This window comes from Citrobacter sp. MGH104 (assembly GCF_001034485.1).
Lineage (GTDB): Bacteria > Pseudomonadota > Gammaproteobacteria > Enterobacterales > Enterobacteriaceae > Citrobacter > Citrobacter freundii.
The window spans coordinates 3,004,974-3,023,036 of record NZ_KQ089818.1; the positions used below are offsets into that span (position 1 = coordinate 3,004,974).

At 51.9% G+C, this 18,063-nt stretch carries 20 protein-coding genes; 12 read left to right on the plus strand and 8 right to left on the minus strand.

Translation table 11 applies throughout. The annotated features are described in order from the left end of the window. Positions 1-6: 6 nt before the first annotated feature. Together kdpA and kdpF are read right to left on the minus strand one after the other, a co-directional pair. On the minus strand, positions 7-1,686 hold the full coding sequence (kdpA, locus tag SK34_RS14015; RefSeq protein ID WP_048233271.1) for a potassium-transporting ATPase subunit KdpA: 1,680 nt from the start codon (positions 1,684-1,686) through the stop codon (positions 7-9). Then, positions 1,686-1,775 (minus strand): K(+)-transporting ATPase subunit F, encoded by a 90-nt coding sequence (gene kdpF, locus SK34_RS24540; protein ID WP_001670793.1) that lies wholly within the window; start codon positions 1,773-1,775, stop codon positions 1,686-1,688. The genes kdpA and kdpF overlap by 1 nt, the downstream gene beginning before the upstream one ends. Before the next feature lie 308 nt (positions 1,776-2,083). Between kdpF and SK34_RS14025 the strand changes: the two genes are divergently transcribed. The 4 genes from SK34_RS14025 (at position 2,084) to SK34_RS14040 (ending at position 5,859) form a co-directional block, all read left to right on the plus strand. Next, positions 2,084-2,290 (plus strand): YbfA family protein, encoded by a 207-nt coding sequence (locus SK34_RS14025; RefSeq protein WP_003022870.1) that lies wholly within the window; start codon positions 2,084-2,086, stop codon positions 2,288-2,290. 89 nt (positions 2,291-2,379) lie between these two features. Continuing rightward, a complete protein-coding gene (locus tag SK34_RS14030) occupies positions 2,380-3,333 on the plus strand; it encodes a YbgA family protein (RefSeq protein WP_048233272.1) in 954 nt (317 codons plus the stop codon). A 20-nt stretch (positions 3,334-3,353) separates the two neighbouring features. Continuing rightward, the gene (phrB, locus tag SK34_RS14035) at positions 3,354-4,772 is read left to right on the plus strand and encodes a deoxyribodipyrimidine photo-lyase (RefSeq protein ID WP_048233273.1); all 1,419 of its coding nucleotides are present in this window, start codon (positions 3,354-3,356) and stop codon (positions 4,770-4,772) included. A 160-nt stretch (positions 4,773-4,932) separates the two neighbouring features. Continuing rightward, positions 4,933-5,859: an Rpn family recombination-promoting nuclease/putative transposase gene (locus SK34_RS14040; RefSeq protein ID WP_048233275.1), complete on the plus strand. Its 927-nt coding sequence runs from the start codon at positions 4,933-4,935 to the stop codon at positions 5,857-5,859. 50 nt (positions 5,860-5,909) lie between these two features. Here the strand turns inward: SK34_RS14040 and dtpD are convergent, their stop codons facing one another. Beyond that, positions 5,910-7,391, minus strand: coding sequence for a dipeptide permease DtpD (gene dtpD, locus SK34_RS14045; protein ID WP_048233276.1), 1,482 nt, complete (start codon positions 7,389-7,391; stop codon positions 5,910-5,912). Between the two features lie 289 nt (positions 7,392-7,680). On the opposite strand from dtpD, the gene ybgI reads away from it, so the two are divergent. From ybgI to nei, 8 genes are read left to right on the plus strand one after another with little or no spacing between them, the layout of a single operon-like run. Then, on the plus strand, positions 7,681-8,424 hold the full coding sequence (gene ybgI, locus SK34_RS14050; RefSeq protein WP_003847346.1) for a radiation resistance protein YbgI: 744 nt from the start codon (positions 7,681-7,683) through the stop codon (positions 8,422-8,424). A gap of 15 nt (positions 8,425-8,439) precedes the next feature. Then, positions 8,440-9,096, plus strand: a complete 657-nt coding sequence (gene pxpB, locus SK34_RS14055) for a 5-oxoprolinase subunit PxpB (RefSeq protein ID WP_003835457.1) — start codon at positions 8,440-8,442, stop codon at positions 9,094-9,096. After that, the gene (pxpC, locus tag SK34_RS14060) at positions 9,090-10,022 is read left to right on the plus strand and encodes a 5-oxoprolinase subunit PxpC (protein ID WP_032938517.1); all 933 of its coding nucleotides are present in this window, start codon (positions 9,090-9,092) and stop codon (positions 10,020-10,022) included. Before pxpB ends, pxpC begins: the two co-directional genes overlap by 7 nt. Next, positions 10,012-10,746 carry a 5-oxoprolinase subunit PxpA gene (gene pxpA, locus SK34_RS14065; RefSeq protein ID WP_003835451.1) on the plus strand — a complete coding sequence of 245 codons (735 nt, stop codon included), beginning with the start codon at positions 10,012-10,014 and terminating at the stop codon, positions 10,744-10,746. The genes pxpC and pxpA overlap by 11 nt, the downstream gene beginning before the upstream one ends. Positions 10,747-10,799: 53 nt before the next feature. Beyond that, on the plus strand, positions 10,800-11,522 hold the full coding sequence (locus SK34_RS14070) for a DUF969 domain-containing protein (RefSeq protein ID WP_048233278.1): 723 nt from the start codon (positions 10,800-10,802) through the stop codon (positions 11,520-11,522). Then, positions 11,519-12,514, plus strand: coding sequence for a DUF979 domain-containing protein (locus SK34_RS14075; protein WP_048233279.1), 996 nt, complete (start codon positions 11,519-11,521; stop codon positions 12,512-12,514). Before SK34_RS14070 ends, SK34_RS14075 begins: the two co-directional genes overlap by 4 nt. A gap of 9 nt (positions 12,515-12,523) precedes the next feature. After that, positions 12,524-13,168 carry a pyroglutamyl-peptidase I gene (pcp, locus tag SK34_RS14080; protein ID WP_048233280.1) on the plus strand — a complete coding sequence of 215 codons (645 nt, stop codon included), beginning with the start codon at positions 12,524-12,526 and terminating at the stop codon, positions 13,166-13,168. A 14-nt stretch (positions 13,169-13,182) separates the two neighbouring features. Next, on the plus strand, positions 13,183-13,974 hold the full coding sequence (gene nei, locus SK34_RS14085) for an endonuclease VIII (protein ID WP_048233282.1): 792 nt from the start codon (positions 13,183-13,185) through the stop codon (positions 13,972-13,974). Here the strand turns inward: nei and SK34_RS14090 are convergent. The 5 genes from SK34_RS14090 to tssD all read right to left on the minus strand — a co-directional run bounded on the left by SK34_RS14090 (position 13,971) and on the right by tssD (position 17,942). After that, a complete protein-coding gene (locus SK34_RS14090; protein ID WP_048233284.1) occupies positions 13,971-15,017 on the minus strand; it encodes an AbrB family transcriptional regulator in 1,047 nt (348 codons plus the stop codon). The genes nei and SK34_RS14090 overlap by 4 nt on opposite strands. Before the next feature lie 122 nt (positions 15,018-15,139). Next, a complete protein-coding gene (locus SK34_RS14095; protein WP_032938540.1) occupies positions 15,140-15,544 on the minus strand; it encodes a DUF2251 domain-containing protein in 405 nt (134 codons plus the stop codon). 76 nt (positions 15,545-15,620) lie between these two features. After that, entirely contained in the window at positions 15,621-15,902 is a 282-nt protein-coding gene (locus SK34_RS14100) for a bacteriocin immunity protein (RefSeq protein ID WP_032938511.1), read from the minus strand. Between the two features lie 61 nt (positions 15,903-15,963). Then, positions 15,964-16,302, minus strand: a complete 339-nt coding sequence (locus tag SK34_RS14105) for a hypothetical protein (RefSeq protein ID WP_046669878.1) — start codon at positions 16,300-16,302, stop codon at positions 15,964-15,966. Then, entirely contained in the window at positions 16,299-17,942 is a 1,644-nt protein-coding gene (gene tssD, locus SK34_RS14110; protein WP_048233286.1) for a type VI secretion system tube protein TssD, read from the minus strand. The genes SK34_RS14105 and tssD overlap by 4 nt, the downstream gene beginning before the upstream one ends. Positions 17,943-18,063: the final 121 nt, after the last annotated feature.

Genomic DNA, 18,063 nt, shown 5'->3' on the forward strand with positions numbered 1-18,063 from the left:
CATCACTCAGTGTAATGACAGGTATTCTGCGACCGGGCCAAGCGCCAGGGCAGGAACAAAGGTGAGAGCGCCAACCAGTAACACCGTACCGATCAACAACCCGACAAACAGCGCTCCGTGGGTAGGTAGCGTACCGGAGCTGGCTGGCTGGATCTTTTTACTGACCAGCGATCCGGCAATCGCCATCACGGGAATGATCACGCCGAAGCGACCGAAGAACATGCATAAGGCCAGCAGGCAGTTCCAGAACGGGCTGTTGGCGCTTAACCCGGCGAAGGCGCTACCGTTGTTGTTCGAGGCGGACGACACGGCATACAGCACTTCGCTAAACCCGTGTGGACCCGGGTTTAGCATGGCGCTGCGGCCAGCTTCGGTCATCATGGCGATCGCTGTACCGATCAGGACCAGCGCAGGGGTGACCAGAATCGCCAACGCGGTCATTTTCATTTCGCGCACGTCGATTTTCTTACCCAGATACTCTGGTGTGCGGCCAATCATTAACCCGGCGATAAATACCGCCAGCAGCACGAACAGCAGCATGCCGTACAGACCTGAACCCACGCCGCCGAAGACCACTTCACCAATCTGCATTAACCACATCGGCACCATGCCGCCCAGTGCGGTGAAGGAGTCATGCATAGCATCGACAGCGCCGCAAGATGCCGCTGTCGTCACGACGGAAAACAGACTCGTGGCCAGCACGCCAAAGCGGCTCTCTTTGCCTTCCATGTTGATATTGCTGTCTGCACCGAATGCCATCAGGTGCGGGTTGCCCTGAACTTCGGCCCACATCACCACAGCTACGCAGACCACAAATATCAGCGACATGGCCCACAGCAGGGTCCGTCCCTGGCGACGCTCGCCCACCACATCACCAAAGGCAAAACACAGCGTGGTAGGAATTAAGAAAATAGCCAGCATCTGTACCAGATTGGTCAACGCGGTAGGGTTTTCAAACGGATGTGATGAGTTAGCGTTAAAGAAACCGCCCCCGTTAGTGCCAAGCATCTTAATCGCTTCCTGTGAGGCGACGGGCCCCATCGGCAGCAGTTGTTTCACCCCTTCAAGGGTGGTGATGGGCTGATAGGGCAACACGTTTTGCAGCACACCTTGCTGAATGAAGAACAGCGCAATGAGCAATGCAATGGGGAGCAAGATCCACAGCGTAATGCGAATCAGGTCGACCCAGGCGTTGCCCAAGGTGTTCATACTCTGGCGCGTGAAGGCGCGGGTCAGGGCAAAAATCACCGCAATCCCGGTTGCCGCTGACAGGAAGTTTTGTACGGTCAGCCCGACCATCTGGCTGAAGTAGCTTAAGGTGGTTTCACCAGCATAGGATTGCCAGTTGGTATTAGTGACAAAACTCACCGCGGTGTTAAGCGCCAGATCCCATGAAAGCCCTGGCAGTTGCTGGGGATTTAACGGCAGCAGGTTTTGCGCCATCAGCATCGAAAACAGGACCAGCAGGCCCAGTACATTGAGCGCGAGGATCGCCAACAGATACTGCCGCCAGTTCATCTCCTGCTGCGAGATGCCCAGAGAGCGCCACAGCATATGTTCCACGCCAGCCAGGCCCGGCAGGGACGTATTATTGATCAGTCGAGCCAGCCCAAAGCCCAGCGGTCTGGCGATGACAAACAGCACCAGCAAGAAACTGGCAATGAGTAAAAATCCTTGGGCCGCCATCAGAACGCCTCCGCATTAATCAGGGCATACACCAGATAACCTAATAATAAAAAGACCAGCACAATGCCGGTTATCACGCCTGCACTCACAGTGCACCTCCAGTGGCATAAATGTGATAACCAGAGCGTAGATTTTTACCTGCAAAGATTTCGCAAAAATCAGCGAGCGGGGTGTAAAAAAAGTATAAAAATGGCAAAGACCATTATTTAACTAATGATTAGTATTAATTTAACTTTTATGTAACTTAATTACAGTTTTTAGCTAAACGGAGCATCAATAGATAAAAATAAGTGGTCGGATGAGTAGCAAAATTACACACAAGGCGGTATTATTTTCATCAGTTAACCAAGTTTATTTTTCCGGTGCGATTCACCGAACAGATATATGGGAGAGGATTATGGACTTTTATAAAGAATATCCAGCACACATTGTTTTCTTGCGCCGTACCTTTGCCGTTGTGGCGGGCGTGCTGGCGCTGCCGGTCATGTTGTTCTGGAAAGACCGCGCCCGTTTTTACAGCTACCTGCACCGCGTCTGGTCTAAAACCAGTGATAAGCCGGTGTGGATGGAGCAGGCTGAAAAAGCCACCTGCGATTTCTACTGATAGCTAATAAATCCCCAAAAGCCGCTGATATCAGCGGCTTTTTTGTTCATGATAGCTACACTTATCTCAGGAATGAGAAAGGAGCGATCATGAGCGAGAAAATCCCTATTGGTATAAGTGCCTGTCTGTTGGGGGAGGCGGTTCGCTATGATGGTGGGCATAAGCGGCTGGCCTTTGCTGTGGAAGAACTGTCGCCGTGGGTCGCGTTCGAACCCGTATGCCCTGAAATGGGTATCGGGTTACCGGTCCCGAGACCTGCGCTGCATCTGGTCAAAGAGGGCGAGGCTGTTTCCCTACGTTTTAGTGATAAGCGCGAGGGTGATTTGACAGACGTAATGACGGCTTTTAGTCAGCGACAAAGCGAGCGTCTGGAGCATTTGTGCGGCTATATTGTCTGTGCAAAATCACCCAGTTGCGGTATGGAACGGGTGCGGGTCTACGACGCGGAAGGCAAAAACAATCGTAAAGCGGGACGAGGGATCTTTACGTCTGTGCTGATGTCGACGTTACCCTGGCTTCCCGTGGAAGAGGACGGGCGTTTGCACGACCCGCAGATTCGGGAAAATTTTGTTGAGCGCATTTATGCCTTGCACGAGCTCAACGGTATCCGTCAGCAAGGGTTAACGCGCGGAGCACTAATCGATTATCACAGCCGTTACAAGCTATTACTGTTGGCCCATTCCCAGCCGGACTATCGCGAACTCGGGCGTTTTGTCGCGGCGATCGGCGAATGGCAAGATTTGCAGGCTTATTTTGTCGAGTATCGCTTAAGGCTGATGAGTTTGCTGGCGCATCTTCCCTCCCGGCGCAACCATACCAACGTGCTGATGCATGTCCAGGGCTATTTCCGTACGCAATTAAATTCTCGTCAGCGGCAGGAGCTGGCCTCTCTCATTGACGGGTATCGACGTTCGACTCAACCGCTGCTTGCGCCAATAACATTACTCAAACACTATATGGCGGAATATCCGGATGCTTATCTCTCCGGGCAGCGCTATTTCAATCCCTGGCCAGAGGCTCTGCGTTTGCGCTACGGGCGTTAAGTTTTTTCTTCAGGAGTGTTATGACCACCCATTTGGTCTGGTTTCGGCGTGATTTACGCCTGCACGACAACCTCGCGCTGGCGGGGGCTTGTCGGGATCGTTCTGCGCAGGTGCTGGCGTTATATATCGCTACCCCCGAGCAGTGGAAGGCCCACGATATGGCCCCGCGCCAGGCGGCATTTACTTGCGCGCAGTTGAATGCGTTACAAACAGCGCTGGCAGAAAAAGGCATTCCTCTACTGTTTCACGAAGTGGCTGATTTTGCGGCCAGCGTGGACACCGTCAAAAGTGTTTGTCTGCAGCATAACGTCAGTCGATTATTTTATAACTATCAATATGAAATAAACGAACGCCAGCGTGATGCTGCCGTCGAAAAGTCCTTACCTCAGGTGGTGTGCGAAGGGTTTGACGACAGCGTGATCCTGCCCCCGGGGGCGGTGATGACCGGCAATCATGAGATGTATAAAGTGTTCACGCCGTTTAAAAATGCCTGGCTGAAGCGGATTAATGACGGTATTCCAGAATGCGTTAGCGCGCCGAAAATGAGGGACAGCGGCGCTCTTGACGCACTGTTAACATCAATCACGCTGAGCTATCCGCAGCAAGATTTTGATGCGCAGAGGTTTGTGGCAGATGAAAAATTGGCCATCGCGCAATTACGCCATTTTTGCCAGCAGGCTGCGGGAGAATACGAGCAGCAGCGTGATTTTCCTGCGATTGACGGGACCAGTCGATTATCCGCGAGCCTGGCGACAGGAGGACTATCACCGCGCCAGTGCCTGAATCGACTGCTCGCGGAGCAGCCGCAGGCGCTTGAGGGCGGCAGGGGTAGCGTCTGGCTGAACGAGCTTATCTGGCGTGAATTTTATCGGCATCTGATGACTTACCATCCGGCGCTGTGTCGGTATCAACCCTTTATCCGCTGGACCGATCGCGTGCAATGGCAGAATAATCCGACGCATTTGCAGGCCTGGAAAACGGGTAGTACGGGTTACCCTATTGTGGATGCGGCGATGCGTCAGCTCAACGCCACGGGCTGGATGCATAATCGATTACGCATGATTACCGCCAGTTTTTTGGTGAAGGACCTGCTGATTGACTGGCGTAAAGGCGAACAATATTTCATGTCGCAACTGATTGATGGTGACCTCGCGGCCAATAACGGCGGCTGGCAGTGGGCAGCCTCAACCGGAACTGACGCCGCACCGTATTTCCGTATCTTTAACCCCACGACGCAGGGCGAAAAATTCGACCGTGACGGTGAGTTTATCCGCCAGTGGGTGCCGGAACTGCGCGACGTGCCGGGTAAAGCCATTCATGACCCGTGGTCGTGGGCAGAAAAAGCGCAGGTAACACTAAGTTATCCTCGCCCGATTGTGGATCATAAACAGGCAAGGCTGGCGACGCTGGCGGCATATGAGGCGGCGCGCAAGGGGTAAAGGCATGGTGGATTTTGCGTAATACCTTCCAACAGAATGAACATGTTGCAGTCGGGTGATTTTAGCGCTGAAGCGTGCGTTCAGTACCGTAAATACCCTGCTGCACAAGTTTTCTCTCAGCAGTAAATTTCCGTCATCTGAATGAAAATGACGGAAATTAATGACAACGCCAACGACCTCCACCCCGCATGATGCGGTGTTTAAAACGTTTTTACATCATCCCGAAACTGCACGAGATTTTCTCGACATTCACCTGCCAGCTGAACTGCGGATGCTTTGCGATTTGAATTCGCTGCAACTGGAGTCAGAAAGCTTTATTGAAGCGGATTTACGTTCGCGCTACTCCGACGTGCTCTGGTCTTTGCACACACGCAACGGTGACGGTTATGTCTATGTGGTGATAGAGCATCAAAGTTCAGCCGAGCCACATATGGCTTTTCGTCTGTTGCGTTATGCACTGGCGGCGATGCAGCGCCATCTGGACGCAGGGCACAAGGAACTGCCGCTGGTGATACCGATGCTGTTTTATCATGGCTGCCGAAGCCCCTATCCGTACTCATTGTGCTGGTTGGATACCTTTGCCGACCCCGTGGCGGCAAGACAGCTTTATTCCAGCGCATTTCCGTTGGTAGACATAACGGCGGTACCCGATGATGAGATCATGGCTCACAGGCGAATGGCGTTGCTGGAATTAATGCAAAAACATATCCGTCAGCGGGATTTGATGGGGCTGGTAGAGCAATTGACCACGCTACTACTTACTGGATGCGCTAATGACACGCAACTGCAGGCGATGTTTAATTACATCCTACGATCCGGCGATGAATCTCGCTTTAATGAGTTTATGCAAGAGATGGCACAACGGATCCCCCAACATAAGGAGAGGCTGATGACTATTGCGGAGCGGTTACGGTTAGATGGATTACAGGAAGGTTTACAACAAGGGCTACAACAAGGCAAAGAAGTAGGAAAGCGAGAAGCCGCATTACGTATAGCGCAAACTATGCTGGAGCAGGGAATAGATCGCGCAATGGTACTACTAGTGACGGGGCTTACTGAAGAGGAACTCGCTGCAAGTTATGCGTAATTACCCGAAAAAACAGGCCCGAATAGTATTACATCATCGGGCCCTTACACTCAGGATTCTACCGCCAGCGGACGGTTTCTGAACTTAAGCGACTGGTACAGCCAAATCAGCAGCACCAACACCACGCAGGCCAGCGCGCCCCAGGTAATTTCGCTAAAGACATCAATATACGCATTGATGGAGTAGTTGATAGCGCCAGCAGCATCAAACGAGCCTTGCGACGTCTGATCGGCGATAACGCCTGCCAGATAGTTGGCGATGGCGCCGGACAGCAGCATATAAATGCCTGTTAATACGCCAGTCACCCCAGGGATCTCAATACGCGTAATTTGCGACATCGCCACCGGGTCGATAAACAGTTCGGCAAAGCCCATGACCGCCAGCCCCAATACCATCAGCGGCATGGAAGAGTGGCCGTAAGCTGCGGACCAGCGGGCGCTTAAGGTCAGAATGCAGAACCCTGCGCTCATTAAACCGAGGCCAAGGGCGAATTTACCCCAAACACGTACGGTACGATTGCCGCCAACGCTTTCTTTGATTACCCAGGCCAGCACGATACCGCACAGCATAACGGCAAAGGCGTTAACCGACTGGAACATCGCGGTCGGGACGGAATACCCCAAAATATCGCGATTTACGAAGCGGTCAATATACAGGCTAATCGAGCTGCCGCCCTGTTGAGCAAAGGCCCAGAACAGCAAGCTGAAGAAGGTCAGCGTGACGATAAGCCCCAATTCTTTGCGCTGCTTTTGGGTTTGCGCCTGACGGTAAATCTTCGCCAGAACCGCCAGACCAATAACCGTGGCAACAATCAGTGCGTAAACGGACCACTCTTTCCAGAACAGGACGGTAATCAGTAACGGTGCTGCAACCAGCAGAACTAACAGCCAGGCCCAGTTTGGCAGCATATACTTTTTCGCACACAGCACAGCCTTGTTGACGCCAGTGGTATGAGCGAAATGGCGATTACCGCATAAGAAAATCACCAACCCTGCCAGCATGCCAATCGCAGCCAGCGCAAAGCCCATCGCCCAGCTGTACTCTTCCTGCACGTATCCGCAGGCAATCGGTGCGATGATCGAACCGATGTTACCGGCTGCGTAGAGCAGAGAGAATCCACCGTCGCGACGCGGATCTTCAGGTTGATATAACTCGCCCAGCAGGCAACTAATGTTGGATTTAAACAGACCGTAGCCGCAGACAATGATCGCCAGCGACAAATAAAGGAACGCCGGAGCCATTTCGCTTGCGCCCAATACCAGATGTCCCACCGCCATTAAAAATGCGCCGATCATCACCGCCATTCGATTACCGAGCACTTTATCTGCCAGGTATCCCCCGAGAATGGGGGTGACGTAGACCAGCGAACAGTAGGCGCTGAACAGTTCATATGCGTGATTATCGTCGTACTTGAGCTGGTTAGTGAGATACAGGATCAGCAGCGCACGCATGCCGTAAAAACTGAAATATTCCCAGATTTGTAGCGCGACGACGTAATAAATCGCCCGTGGTTGAGATGCTTGTTTATTCATTATTTTCTCGAAGTAAATGCCTCGCGACAGGCTGAGCGTACTGCGCGAGCGTGTTTCCTTAAAGTTGTAACTTTGATACAGATCTGATTATTTTTGCAATATGCTGTCTGATTGCATAAATATACATGAATTGGATCGCGTAGTGGTAAGCAAATCATGTTCAAAGCGGGTGTGATTGTTTCTTGATGTGTCAGTGAAATGGCTATCGACGAACGCAGGCGAGGACGCTATTTTAACCTAAGCTGTGTTGCTGATTAAGCAGGCAGAATTAATGACTACGAGGACGATGATGAAAAACACCGAACTGGAACAACTAATCAACGACAAACTGAACAGCGCCGCCATTAGCGACTATGCGCCGAATGGTTTACAGGTTGAGGGCAAAGATACGGTGCATAAAATCGTGACCGGCGTGACCGCAAGTCAGGCGCTGCTGGATGAGGCGGTGCGCCTGCAGGCCGATGCGGTTATCGTTCATCACGGTTATTTCTGGAAAGGCGAATCTCCGGTAATTCGCGGCATGAAGCGCCATCGTCTGAAAACGCTGTTGGAAAACGATATCAACCTGTATGGCTGGCACCTGCCGCTGGATGCTCACCCGGAACTGGGGAATAACGCGCAGTTGGCCGCGCTGTTGGGGATTACCGTGATGGGTGAGATCGAACCGCTGGTGCCATGGGGAGAACTCTCCATGCCGGTTCCGGGACTGGAGTTAGCATCGTGGATTGAAGCGCGTTTAGGCCGTAAACCGTTATGGTGTGGTGATACCGGTCCGGAAAAGGTTCAGCGCGTCGCCTGGTGTACGGGGGGCGGTCAAAGTTTTATTGATAGCGCAGCCCGGTTTGGCGTCGACGCTTTTATCACCGGTGAAGTTTCAGAGCAAACCATTCACTCAGCCCGCGAGCAGGGGCTGCATTTTTATGCTGCCGGTCACCATGCGACCGAACGCGGCGGCATTCGCGCATTAAGCGATTGGCTTAATGAAAATACCGATCTGGACGTGACTTTTATCGATATTCCTAATCCAGCGTAATAAAGAGGGACGAAAGTGCAGCGAGCGCGTTGTTATCTGTTAGGTGAAACGGCAGTGGTTCTTGAACTGGAACCACCCATTACGCTGGCGACTCAGAAACGCATCTGGCGTCTGGCCCAGCGTCTGGTTGATGCCCCGAATGTACTGGAAGCTATTCCAGGCATGAACAATATCACGGTGACCTTGCGCGACCCGCAAACGCTGGCGCTGGATGCGATTGAGCGCCTACAACGCTGGTGGGAAGAGAGCGAAGCACTGGAGCCGGATTCGCGCTTTATTGAAATTCCTGTTACCTATGGCGGTGAGGCCGGCCCCGATCTGGCAGAGGTCGCCCGGCACAGCGGATTAAGTGACAAGCAGGTTGTGGAACTTCATGCGTCGGTTGATTACGTGGTGTGGTTTATCGGTTTTCAGCCGGGATTCCCCTATCTCGGGAGCTTACCTGAACAACTTCATACCCCCAGACGTGCGGAACCGCGTTTGCTTGTTCCGGCAGGTTCTGTCGGTATCGGTGGATCTCAAACGGGGATCTACCCGCTTTCCACGCCTGGCGGGTGGCAATTGATTGGGCGTACTTCCGTTTCGTTATTTGATCCAAAACGGGAGGAGCCGATTCTGTTGCGGGCTGGCGATACCGTGCGTTTTGTCCCGCAGAAGGAGGGGATATGTTAAACATCATCCGCGCTGGCATGTACACCTCAGTACAGGACGGGGGACGTCATAGTTTTCGTCAATCCGGAATCAGTCACTGTGGGGCGCTGGATAAACCGGCGCTGAACGTGGCTAACCTGCTGGTGGGTAATGATGCGAATGCCGCAGCGCTGGAAATCACGCTGGGGCAACTGGTGGTGGAGTTTGAAGCCGATGGCTGGTTTGCCCTGACCGGTGCCGGATGCGAAGCGCATCTGGATCGTACGCCCGTGTGGAGCGGATGGCGGTTACCGGTAAAAGCCGGGCAGCGCCTGACGCTAAAACGTCCGCTTCATGGCATGCGCAGTTATCTGGCGGTAGCGGGCGGTATTGATGTTCCTGAAGTGATGGGCTCGCGTAGTACCGATCTGAAAGTGGGCATTGGTGGGTTTGAAGGGCGTCTACTGCGTGATGGCGATCGACTGGCGATTGGCGTATCTACCCGGAAATTCAGCGAGCCGCAAGGTGTTAAGCAACTGATGTGGGGTAATCTCATTCGTGCGCTGCCCGGACCTGAATATCAGGAGTTTGATGAGGTATCGCAGGCTTCGTTCTGGCGCTCACCGTGGCAACTTAGCCCACAAAGTAACCGTATGGGGTATCGTCTTCAGGGGCAGCCGCTGACGCGTACGACCGATCGCGAGCTGCTGTCGCATGGCTTGCTCCCCGGCGTGGTGCAGGTTCCACATAATGGCCAACCCATTGTGCTGATGAACGATGCCCAGACGACGGGCGGCTATCCGCGCATCGCCTGTATCATCGAGGCAGATATGTATCATCTGGCGCAGATCCCGCTCGGTCAACCGATTCATTTTGTGCAGTGTTCGCTGGAGGAAGCGCTGAAGGCGCGGTACGACCAGCAGCGTTACCTGGAACAGTTAGCATGGCGACTTAACAATGAAAATTGATCTCAATGCAGACCTCGGTGAGGGATGTGCGAACGATGCAGCGTTGCTGCAATTGGTGTCATCGGCCAACATCGCCTGTGGGTTTCACGCAGGCGATGCGCAAACCATGCTCTCAAGCGTGCGCGAAGCGCTAAAAAATGGCGTAGCGATAGGTGCGCATCCCAGCTTTCCGGATCGGGAAAATTTTGGCCGTAGCGCCATGACCCTGCCTGCGCAAACGGTGTATGCGCAGACGCTGTATCAAATTGGCGCGCTGGCTGCCATCACGCGGGCGGAGGGCGGTGTGATGCATCATGTCAAACCGCATGGCATGCTCTATAACCAGGCAGCGAAAGATCCTCAACTGGCTGATGCGATTGCGAAAGCGGTTCATGCCTGCGATCCGTCGCTGATTTTAGTGGGACTGGCGGGAAGCGAACTGATTCGTGCTGGAGAACACTATGGCCTGGTAACGCGTCAGGAGGTGTTTGCCGATCGGGGTTATCAGGCCGATGGCAGCCTGGTGCCGCGTAGTCAGCCGGGCGCACTGATTGAGGATGAAGAGCAGGCGTTGGCGCAAACGTTAGAAATGGTGCAATCCGGCAGAGTAAAAAGCCAAAGTGGGACATGGGCGAGCGTGACTGCCCAGACGGTATGCATTCATGGGGATGGCGAGCACGCACTCGCTTTTGCCCGTCGCTTGCGTAGCGCCTTTGAAGCATGCAATATTCAAATTAGCGCATAAATTTATTCATACAAAACAATAATATATCACACAACAACATAAGGGATTTAATTATGGGAGAGGCTATTTCTCTCTGGCCATTGACGGGGATCGCCGTCATCGTGGTCGGATTTCTTTTACGTTTTAACCCGGTATTGGTGGTCATTATTGCCGGGATCGTCACGGGAGTGGCGGCGCATATGCCGATCGCCACTATTCTCGAGAAACTGGGTGAAGGTTTTCTCAACACCCGTAACCTGCCATTTATCTTATTGATCCCACTGGCGGTAATCGGTCTGCTGGAACGTCACGGTCTGAAAGAGCGTGCGCAGGCGTGGATTGCAAAAATCCGCAGCGCTACCAGCGGCCGCCTGCTGATTGTCTATCTGTTCATTCGCGAAGCGACCGCTGCATTAGGACTCACCAGTCTGGGGGGGCATCCGCAAATGGTGCGTCCGCTGCTGGCGCCGATGGCGGAAGGGGCCGCTGAGAAAAATCACGGCGAGATACCTGGGGCGGTACGCTATCGACTGCGCGCAATGTCAGCGGCGACCGATAACGTCGGGCTGTTTTTCGGTGAAGATATCTTTGTTGCTTTCGGCGCCATCATCTTCATGCATAACTTTATGCTGGAGTCTGGTGGGATCCAGACCGAACCGCTGCATATCGCCCTATGGGGGATCCCAACGGCAATTTGTGCTTTCCTGATCCACGGCACACGTTTGTGGCGTCTGGATAGCTATTTGCAACGTGAGGTGGCGAAAGCGAACGCCGCAGCGAAAGGGGAAGCGCAATGAATTTTCAACAAAGCTATCTCTACTGGCTGGCGGGCGCGGTATTACTGATTGTGGCTGTCATGTCCTGGCAGGATAAAGCGAACCCGCGTCGTTTCACCACTGGCCTGTTTTGGGGCATATACGGCGTACTGTTTCTGCTTGGCGACTGGACATTCTCGCTGTTTGGCGACAAGCGCGCGGTGCATATTGCCGTCGGTATTGCGGTGGTCATCCTGGCGCTGATCGCCGGTTTTGGCGGCGTGAAGCTGGGAAGTTACCATCAACGGACCCAGCAACAGCGCGAAGAAAGTGCCAGTCGCTTGGGCAACCGCCTTTTTTTTCCGGCGCTGGCGATCCCGGTGGTAACGGTTATTGGCGTGCTGATGTTCAACCATATTCCGGGCTTACAGGATGCGCTGTTTGGGCCGGGTAATCACGCCACGCTGGTGACGCTTTTTTCCATGACCGCAGGTTCGTTGATTGGCCTGGCGATGGCAATAAAAATGACCCATGAGTGGGTGCATCAACCGATCCAGGAGGCGCGCCGTCTGCTGGACTCCATCGGCTGGGCGTTCATCCTGCCACAGATTCTGGCCACGCTCGGGCTGTTGTTTACGGCAGCGGGCGTAGGCAACGGCATTTCATATCTGACGCAGGAATATCTGGCGGTAGACAGTCGCTTTATCGCAGTGGCGGTGTACACCATCGGCATGGCATTGCTGACTATGGTGATGGGCAATGCGTTTGCTGCTTTTCCGATCGTGACCGCTGGGATTGGTATTCCGATTCTTGTTCTGCAACACGGCGGTAATCCGGCGGTAATGGCGGCGATTGGTATGTTCTCCGGTTATTGCGGGACACTGATGACGCCGATGGCGGCGAACTTTAACATTGTCCCTGCTGCGCTGCTGGAACTACCGGACAAAAACGCGGTGATTAAGGCGCAGGTGCCAACCGGCATACTGCTGCTATTGGTCAACGTGTTCCTGATGTATTTTCTGATGTTCTTGTAAGGTGACAGGATGAAAACAGTACTCATCACGGGATTTGAACCCTTTGGCGGCGAGTCAGTTAACCCTTCCTGGGAAGTGGTCTCGGGACTCGATAATGCTATCATCGGTGGATGCCGCGTCGTTGCCCGCCAACTGCCGTGCGTCTTTGGCGAGTCTCTTATCGTACTCAATGGCGCAATTGACGCGCTGTCGCCATCGCTGGTCCTGGCGGTGGGGCAGGCAGGTGGCCGCACGGATATCACCGTGGAACGCGTGGCGATTAACGTTGACGATGCGCGTATTGCGGATAATCAGGGGCAACAGCCGGTAGATGTGCCGATTGTAGCCGATGGTCCAGCGGCGTGGTTTAGCTCGCTGCCGATCAAAGCGATGGTTGTGGCTATGCACAACGCGGGAATTCCGGCCTCGGTTTCCCAGACCGCTGGTACTTTCGTGTGTAATCATGTGATGTATGGTCTGCTGCATAAACTACGCGATGTACCGGCGGTGAAGGGCGGCTTTATTCATATCCCATATTTGCCGCAACAGGCTGCACAGCATCCCGGAGCGCCAAGTATGGCGACAGAAACGGTGCGCCGTGCGCTGGAGATTGCAATTGCCACCGCCTTGCAGGTGGAAAGCGATATCGCAGTGACGGGCGGCGCAACACATTAACAAAGGACAGTATTATGCCTGAAGGCCCGGAAATCCGCCGCGCGGCGGATAACCTGGAGGCGGCAGTCAAAGGCAAACCCCTGACGGATGTCTGGTTTGCCTTTGAGCAGTTAAAACCGTATCAATCTCAACTGATTGGGCAACGTGTAACCCAGCTTGAAACGCGAGGGAAAGCGCTGCTGACCCATTTTTCTAATGGCCTGACGCTGTACAGTCACAATCAGCTCTATGGCGTGTGGCGAGTGGTGGATACCGGCGAAATTCCGCAAACTTCGCGGGTACTGCGCGTCAGTCTGCAAACACATGACAAGACAATTCTGCTCTATAGCGCGTCTGATATCGAAATGCTGACGCCAGAACAGCTAACCACCCACCCGTTCCTGCAACGGGTTGGGCCGGATGTACTGGATTTACGTTTAACGCCCGATGAGGTTAAAGCGCGTCTGTTATCTCCGCGTTTTTGCAATCGCCAGTTTTCTGGTCTGCTACTGGACCAGGCGTTTCTGGCGGGATTAGGTAACTACCTGCGGGTAGAGATCCTCTGGCAGGTAGGGTTGACCGGACAGCATAAAGCGTCGCAGCTTGCCGATGAACAGTTGGATGCACTGGCGCATGCGCTGCTTGATATTCCGCGCCTGTCTTATAATACCCGCGGGCTGGCCGATGAGAATAAGCATCACGGTGCGTTGTTTCGCTTCAAGGTCTTTCATCGGGACGGCGAAGCCTGTGAGCGTTGTGGTGGGACTATCGAGAAAACGATGCTCTCTTCGCGACCTTTTTACTGGTGTCCGGGATGTCAGCACTAAGCGGGCCGTTTTGGCGCGTGCACCGAAATAAACCGCGCGACTGCGGGGCCAGTTAACAAAATGCTGAACAGTCGCAGGGTTTGCATCGCCATGATGAGCGCCATATCAGCGTGGCTTCCTGCGGCAATCACCGCGACAGAATCCACGCCACCTGGACTGGTCGCCAGATAGGCAGTGAGAAAATCAATCTGCATGTAATGCGCCAGTCCCCAGGCCATACCGGCGCAGATCGCCATTAGTGAAAAAATGGACAACAGGATCTGCGGCAGTGGTCGTAATGCCATTAGAAAGATCTGTTTGTCAAAGCCAAGGCCGATTTGCCAGCCGATGGCCATATAGGCTATCGCCAGTAGCCATTCCGGCAGTTCAATCACCATCACTCCGCTTGCATTCAGCAAGGCACCCACCAGCATCGGCAATAGCATGACGCCAGAGGGAATACGCAGTAAGCGTCCAGCCGTGCCGGCAACGGCGGCCAGCATCAGAGTGCTGAAAAGATTGCCGCTTAGCGGCGGAAACCAGATGATTTGTTCACTGACCGCCTGCGCCTGGTCGCCCATCACCAGCCGGGTGACCAGCGCTGCCGCGCCGACTACTAACAGTACGCGCAGATACTGCATAAACGCCACCAGGCGGATGTCGGCACCATAATCCTGCGCCATTGCAACCATTGCCGCTGCGCCGCCTGGTGACGAGCCCCATGCGCCGGTGTTACCCGGTAGCGTACTGTAGCGAACCAGCAGCCAGCCGATTATCGCGCTGCTGATAAGGGTTGCCAGCAGGATAACAATCACCATCGGCCAGTGGGCTGCAAGGGTTGTGAAGATTGAACCGGTCAGATTTTGGGCAATCATGCAGCCGAGAATCGCCTGCGCGCCAAGAAATGTGCAGCGGGGAGGATGCAGAGAGATGCCGCGCAGACTGAAGATGATGCCAACGATCATCGAACCGAGCAGCAAGGGGCCTGGAAGATGGATAAACAGAAAGAGCAGGGAAAGCAGGAGCGATAGCACAAACAACAGGCTCCACTGCAAAACAGGCATCCCATGCTCCTGAGTTATATGTTGCGTTTAACGTGTTGATACAGCATAGAGAAAAAGTCCGCTGAAAAAAATATCAAGTATCAATAAAAACGGACTAACCGGTGATCGGGTATTGATGCCTGTTATCTGAATAAATCATCGACAGCATCATTCCATGCATGCCCAAAGACAGACCATTCCTGACTGATTGTAGGTGGAAAACCGCTCCGGCAGTATCCATTTTTAGATTCAAAATTAAAGACGCCGTGTGGGTAACCATTTATCAGCAACACACATTTCTTACTGTCTTCTGACCAACCGATCTTCACATCTGATGGGATATGCCCATCTGAAACATCTTCTGCATTGTAAATATGCAGTGCATCTTTGATAGGATTTCCGTCAGCAGATTCATCAAGTGCATAGAAGTACCCGGTTTGACCATCATCTTCAAATACAGCCGTGTAAGAACCTTCTGGGGCCAAACTTTCTATTACCTGTGCTTCACCGACAATGAGTTGAGCTTGAACCGTAACCGTGATCGTCATTTTAAATTCCCACATGTATAAATATTCGTTGTTATATAATTTACACTGATAATTCGAGTGTTTGATTTGAAAATTTTTAGGTTGATTGTTTAAATGATGAGCGTCCCTGGGACTTACGCCATCTTTTGATTTCATCAATGACGCCTTGTGGGCTGTCTTCCCTGTCATCCGTGGGATAAAAAATCAATCCATTACTTTCCGGATGGTCCACGATTTTATCGAAATGATCGACTAATGAGTCGATGTAAGATTCACGATCCATTTCTCCCTGGTAGCGCGGGTTTGCAGAGAATTCATTTAGGAAGTCTAAGAATTCGGATTCAGTGTAGTCTTCGAGTTTTTGCTTAAGATGATTCATATACTCACCTTTATAATAAGATGCTTTGCAGAGTGTTATTATTTGTTTTCTAAATGCTTATTCAACTTTTAAGACAAAAAGGTAATTGTTCTAAAACTATGTTTAACTTTTCAATTAACTCATTTTTATCCCATCCAGAAGATATTTTTATTATAGGGTGATCCCAGTCACTATTTTGTATCATTTGAATGATAAATTCACCACCTTCTTCAAATGAAGGATACCAACCAATGTCTACAACAACTCCATCATTTAAAGCTAGCTGAAATAAATCTTCATCTAATCGTGTTACCTCTTCTAACTCAGTTTTGTTGAAATCTAAAGCAGATATTTCGTCGTAAATATTCTCTACATTTTCGATGTGATAGTTATTTCCTAAAATGCAGTAATTTGTTTTCATTTTGTTAATTTCCTGGCCTCATTTGAACCTATTGGATGAGAGTGAATAGTTCCTTGAGATTCTTTGGTAACCACCCATTTCGTTTCCTTTCCTTTGTAAGCGCCTTGGACATTATTGAATTCTTTAACTTTCCAGTTTTGTCCATTAGTTGTTGGAGTACCATTCTCCCATACATCCTGGTCTACAGATTCGATATGGACTTCTGGTTTGAATTTTGCTGGACCAGACTTCGTATTTTTTATCACTTCCTCCCAGGGTCTATTTTTGGAAGGATAGTGCTTATGTCTATGAGTATAAGATGTTTTTCTCTCGCTGAGGTAAACATATATCGGCTGAATGCCTGAATCGGCCGGAAAGACCAGAATATAATCGTTAAAATCGGCGACATCGGGCACAAGGAACGGCGGCGTGGTGTATTCGTTTTTGCCATCCGGGATTGGTGTCACCAGAATGGTTGGCTGATCCAGCGGTGGAACATTGCTACCCGTATGTGTGGGTAAATCGCCGGTCGCAGGATTTTCCGGCGTCCATGTGATTAACGGCCCGTCTGCGTCGTGGGCAGGCGTAAATTCATAGCGATGATGTTCATCGTTCCACAGCATATTCGCGACGCGCACGTTTTCATAAGGAGTACCTTCGCCGGTATGCACGCCGTAGACTTGCGATTTACCGTGAATGTCGGTTCCCCAGAAAAAACGAACCCAGGTGGTGGCAGTGCCACCTACCAGCGCCTTTTTCCGCAGTTCTTCCTCATACCAGAACTCATCACGTCCGGGAACGCGTGCGCTGCCCGTACCCGCGGACGGAATATACAGCGCGGAAGCTAGCGCTCCGATATAAGGAACGCCGCGTGCGGCGCTGAGCATGCCACTGAGTGACCACTCGCCCCACACCTGCGTCAGCCCACCTAAGATCGGCAGCGCGGCCGAGGCTTCTGCGGGCTGTGCATATCCGCAACAATCATCGACGGAAGATTGTGCGAAAACCGCCATCTGTCCGAAGTTTTCAGCCGATTCTTCACGGCTCCCCGCGTCTGTACAGCCTTTTTCTTTCAGACAGGATTTAGCATAGACCGGCGTAACTGCTGGAATGTGTGGTGCAGGGGGAGAAGGGCGTTTCACTATGGGTTTTATCGTACTGACCGGCTGAGGGCGGGGTGGTATAAACAAACGGTTGTACTCAGCAGGCAATGCCAGGTAGTCAAACTCAGTGTTGGCAATCAGGTGTTTGCAAAGAATATAGTCATACGATACTGCAATTTCTTCGGTATCCAGCTCGTTTAGGGCCACATAGGTTTGTATGCTTTTTACCGATGCATTTCTTAATTGAATATAATAGAAGCGTTCCCATCTACCAAATCTGTTTATTCTCCATAAATCAATTTCAATAAACAGACGTTCATTATTATTGATGGCGTTAATCAATAATGGTGTGCTTTTATCAATTAGTTTTGTGAAGTTCAGTAGCTGGGTATTAATACCAGAATCAGTATTAGCTAATCCATTCGAAAGTGAAAAAACAAAAATCTCATCAGGATGGTTTTCCTGCCAGCGATTCCCTACTGACGCGGAAGTGCCGCAGCCGGAAGAAATATTTCCTTGTTGTTCACCTGTTATCTTCAGGTAAATAAGATCGCCCATGCCATTTAATCCAGAGATGTATTTTATAAGGCCGAATTAAATAGCTAATAAATTTAAAAATCAAATAATGCGTTGGCGATTAATGCTATATAAAAGGGGCGCATGTCTGAAATGTATTATG

What these genes read in the sequence shown, in the direction of transcription:
- kdpA (WP_048233271.1), bottom strand. Translation starts at nt 1,686, where the DNA reads ATGGCGGCCCAAGGATTTTTACTCATTGCCAGTTTCTTGCTGGTGCTG.
- SK34_RS14025 (WP_003022870.1), top strand. Translation starts at nt 2,084, where the DNA reads ATGGACTTTTATAAAGAATATCCAGCACACATTGTTTTCTTGCGCCGT.
- SK34_RS14030 (WP_048233272.1), top strand. Translation starts at nt 2,380, where the DNA reads ATGAGCGAGAAAATCCCTATTGGTATAAGTGCCTGTCTGTTGGGGGAG.
- phrB (WP_048233273.1), top strand. Translation starts at nt 3,354, where the DNA reads ATGACCACCCATTTGGTCTGGTTTCGGCGTGATTTACGCCTGCACGAC.
- SK34_RS14040 (WP_048233275.1), top strand. Translation starts at nt 4,933, where the DNA reads ATGACAACGCCAACGACCTCCACCCCGCATGATGCGGTGTTTAAAACG.
- dtpD (WP_048233276.1), bottom strand. Translation starts at nt 7,391, where the DNA reads ATGAATAAACAAGCATCTCAACCACGGGCGATTTATTACGTCGTCGCG.
- ybgI (WP_003847346.1), top strand. Translation starts at nt 7,681, where the DNA reads ATGAAAAACACCGAACTGGAACAACTAATCAACGACAAACTGAACAGC.
- pxpC (WP_032938517.1), top strand. Translation starts at nt 9,090, where the DNA reads ATGTTAAACATCATCCGCGCTGGCATGTACACCTCAGTACAGGACGGG.
- pxpA (WP_003835451.1), top strand. Translation starts at nt 10,012, where the DNA reads ATGAAAATTGATCTCAATGCAGACCTCGGTGAGGGATGTGCGAACGAT.
- SK34_RS14070 (WP_048233278.1), top strand. Translation starts at nt 10,800, where the DNA reads ATGGGAGAGGCTATTTCTCTCTGGCCATTGACGGGGATCGCCGTCATC.
- SK34_RS14075 (WP_048233279.1), top strand. Translation starts at nt 11,519, where the DNA reads ATGAATTTTCAACAAAGCTATCTCTACTGGCTGGCGGGCGCGGTATTA.
- pcp (WP_048233280.1), top strand. Translation starts at nt 12,524, where the DNA reads ATGAAAACAGTACTCATCACGGGATTTGAACCCTTTGGCGGCGAGTCA.
- nei (WP_048233282.1), top strand. Translation starts at nt 13,183, where the DNA reads ATGCCTGAAGGCCCGGAAATCCGCCGCGCGGCGGATAACCTGGAGGCG.
- SK34_RS14090 (WP_048233284.1), bottom strand. Translation starts at nt 15,017, where the DNA reads ATGCCTGTTTTGCAGTGGAGCCTGTTGTTTGTGCTATCGCTCCTGCTT.
- SK34_RS14095 (WP_032938540.1), bottom strand. Translation starts at nt 15,544, where the DNA reads ATGACGATCACGGTTACGGTTCAAGCTCAACTCATTGTCGGTGAAGCA.
- SK34_RS14100 (WP_032938511.1), bottom strand. Translation starts at nt 15,902, where the DNA reads ATGAATCATCTTAAGCAAAAACTCGAAGACTACACTGAATCCGAATTC.
- SK34_RS14105 (WP_046669878.1), bottom strand. Translation starts at nt 16,302, where the DNA reads ATGAAAACAAATTACTGCATTTTAGGAAATAACTATCACATCGAAAAT.
- tssD (WP_048233286.1), bottom strand. Translation starts at nt 17,942, where the DNA reads ATGGGCGATCTTATTTACCTGAAGATAACAGGTGAACAACAAGGAAAT.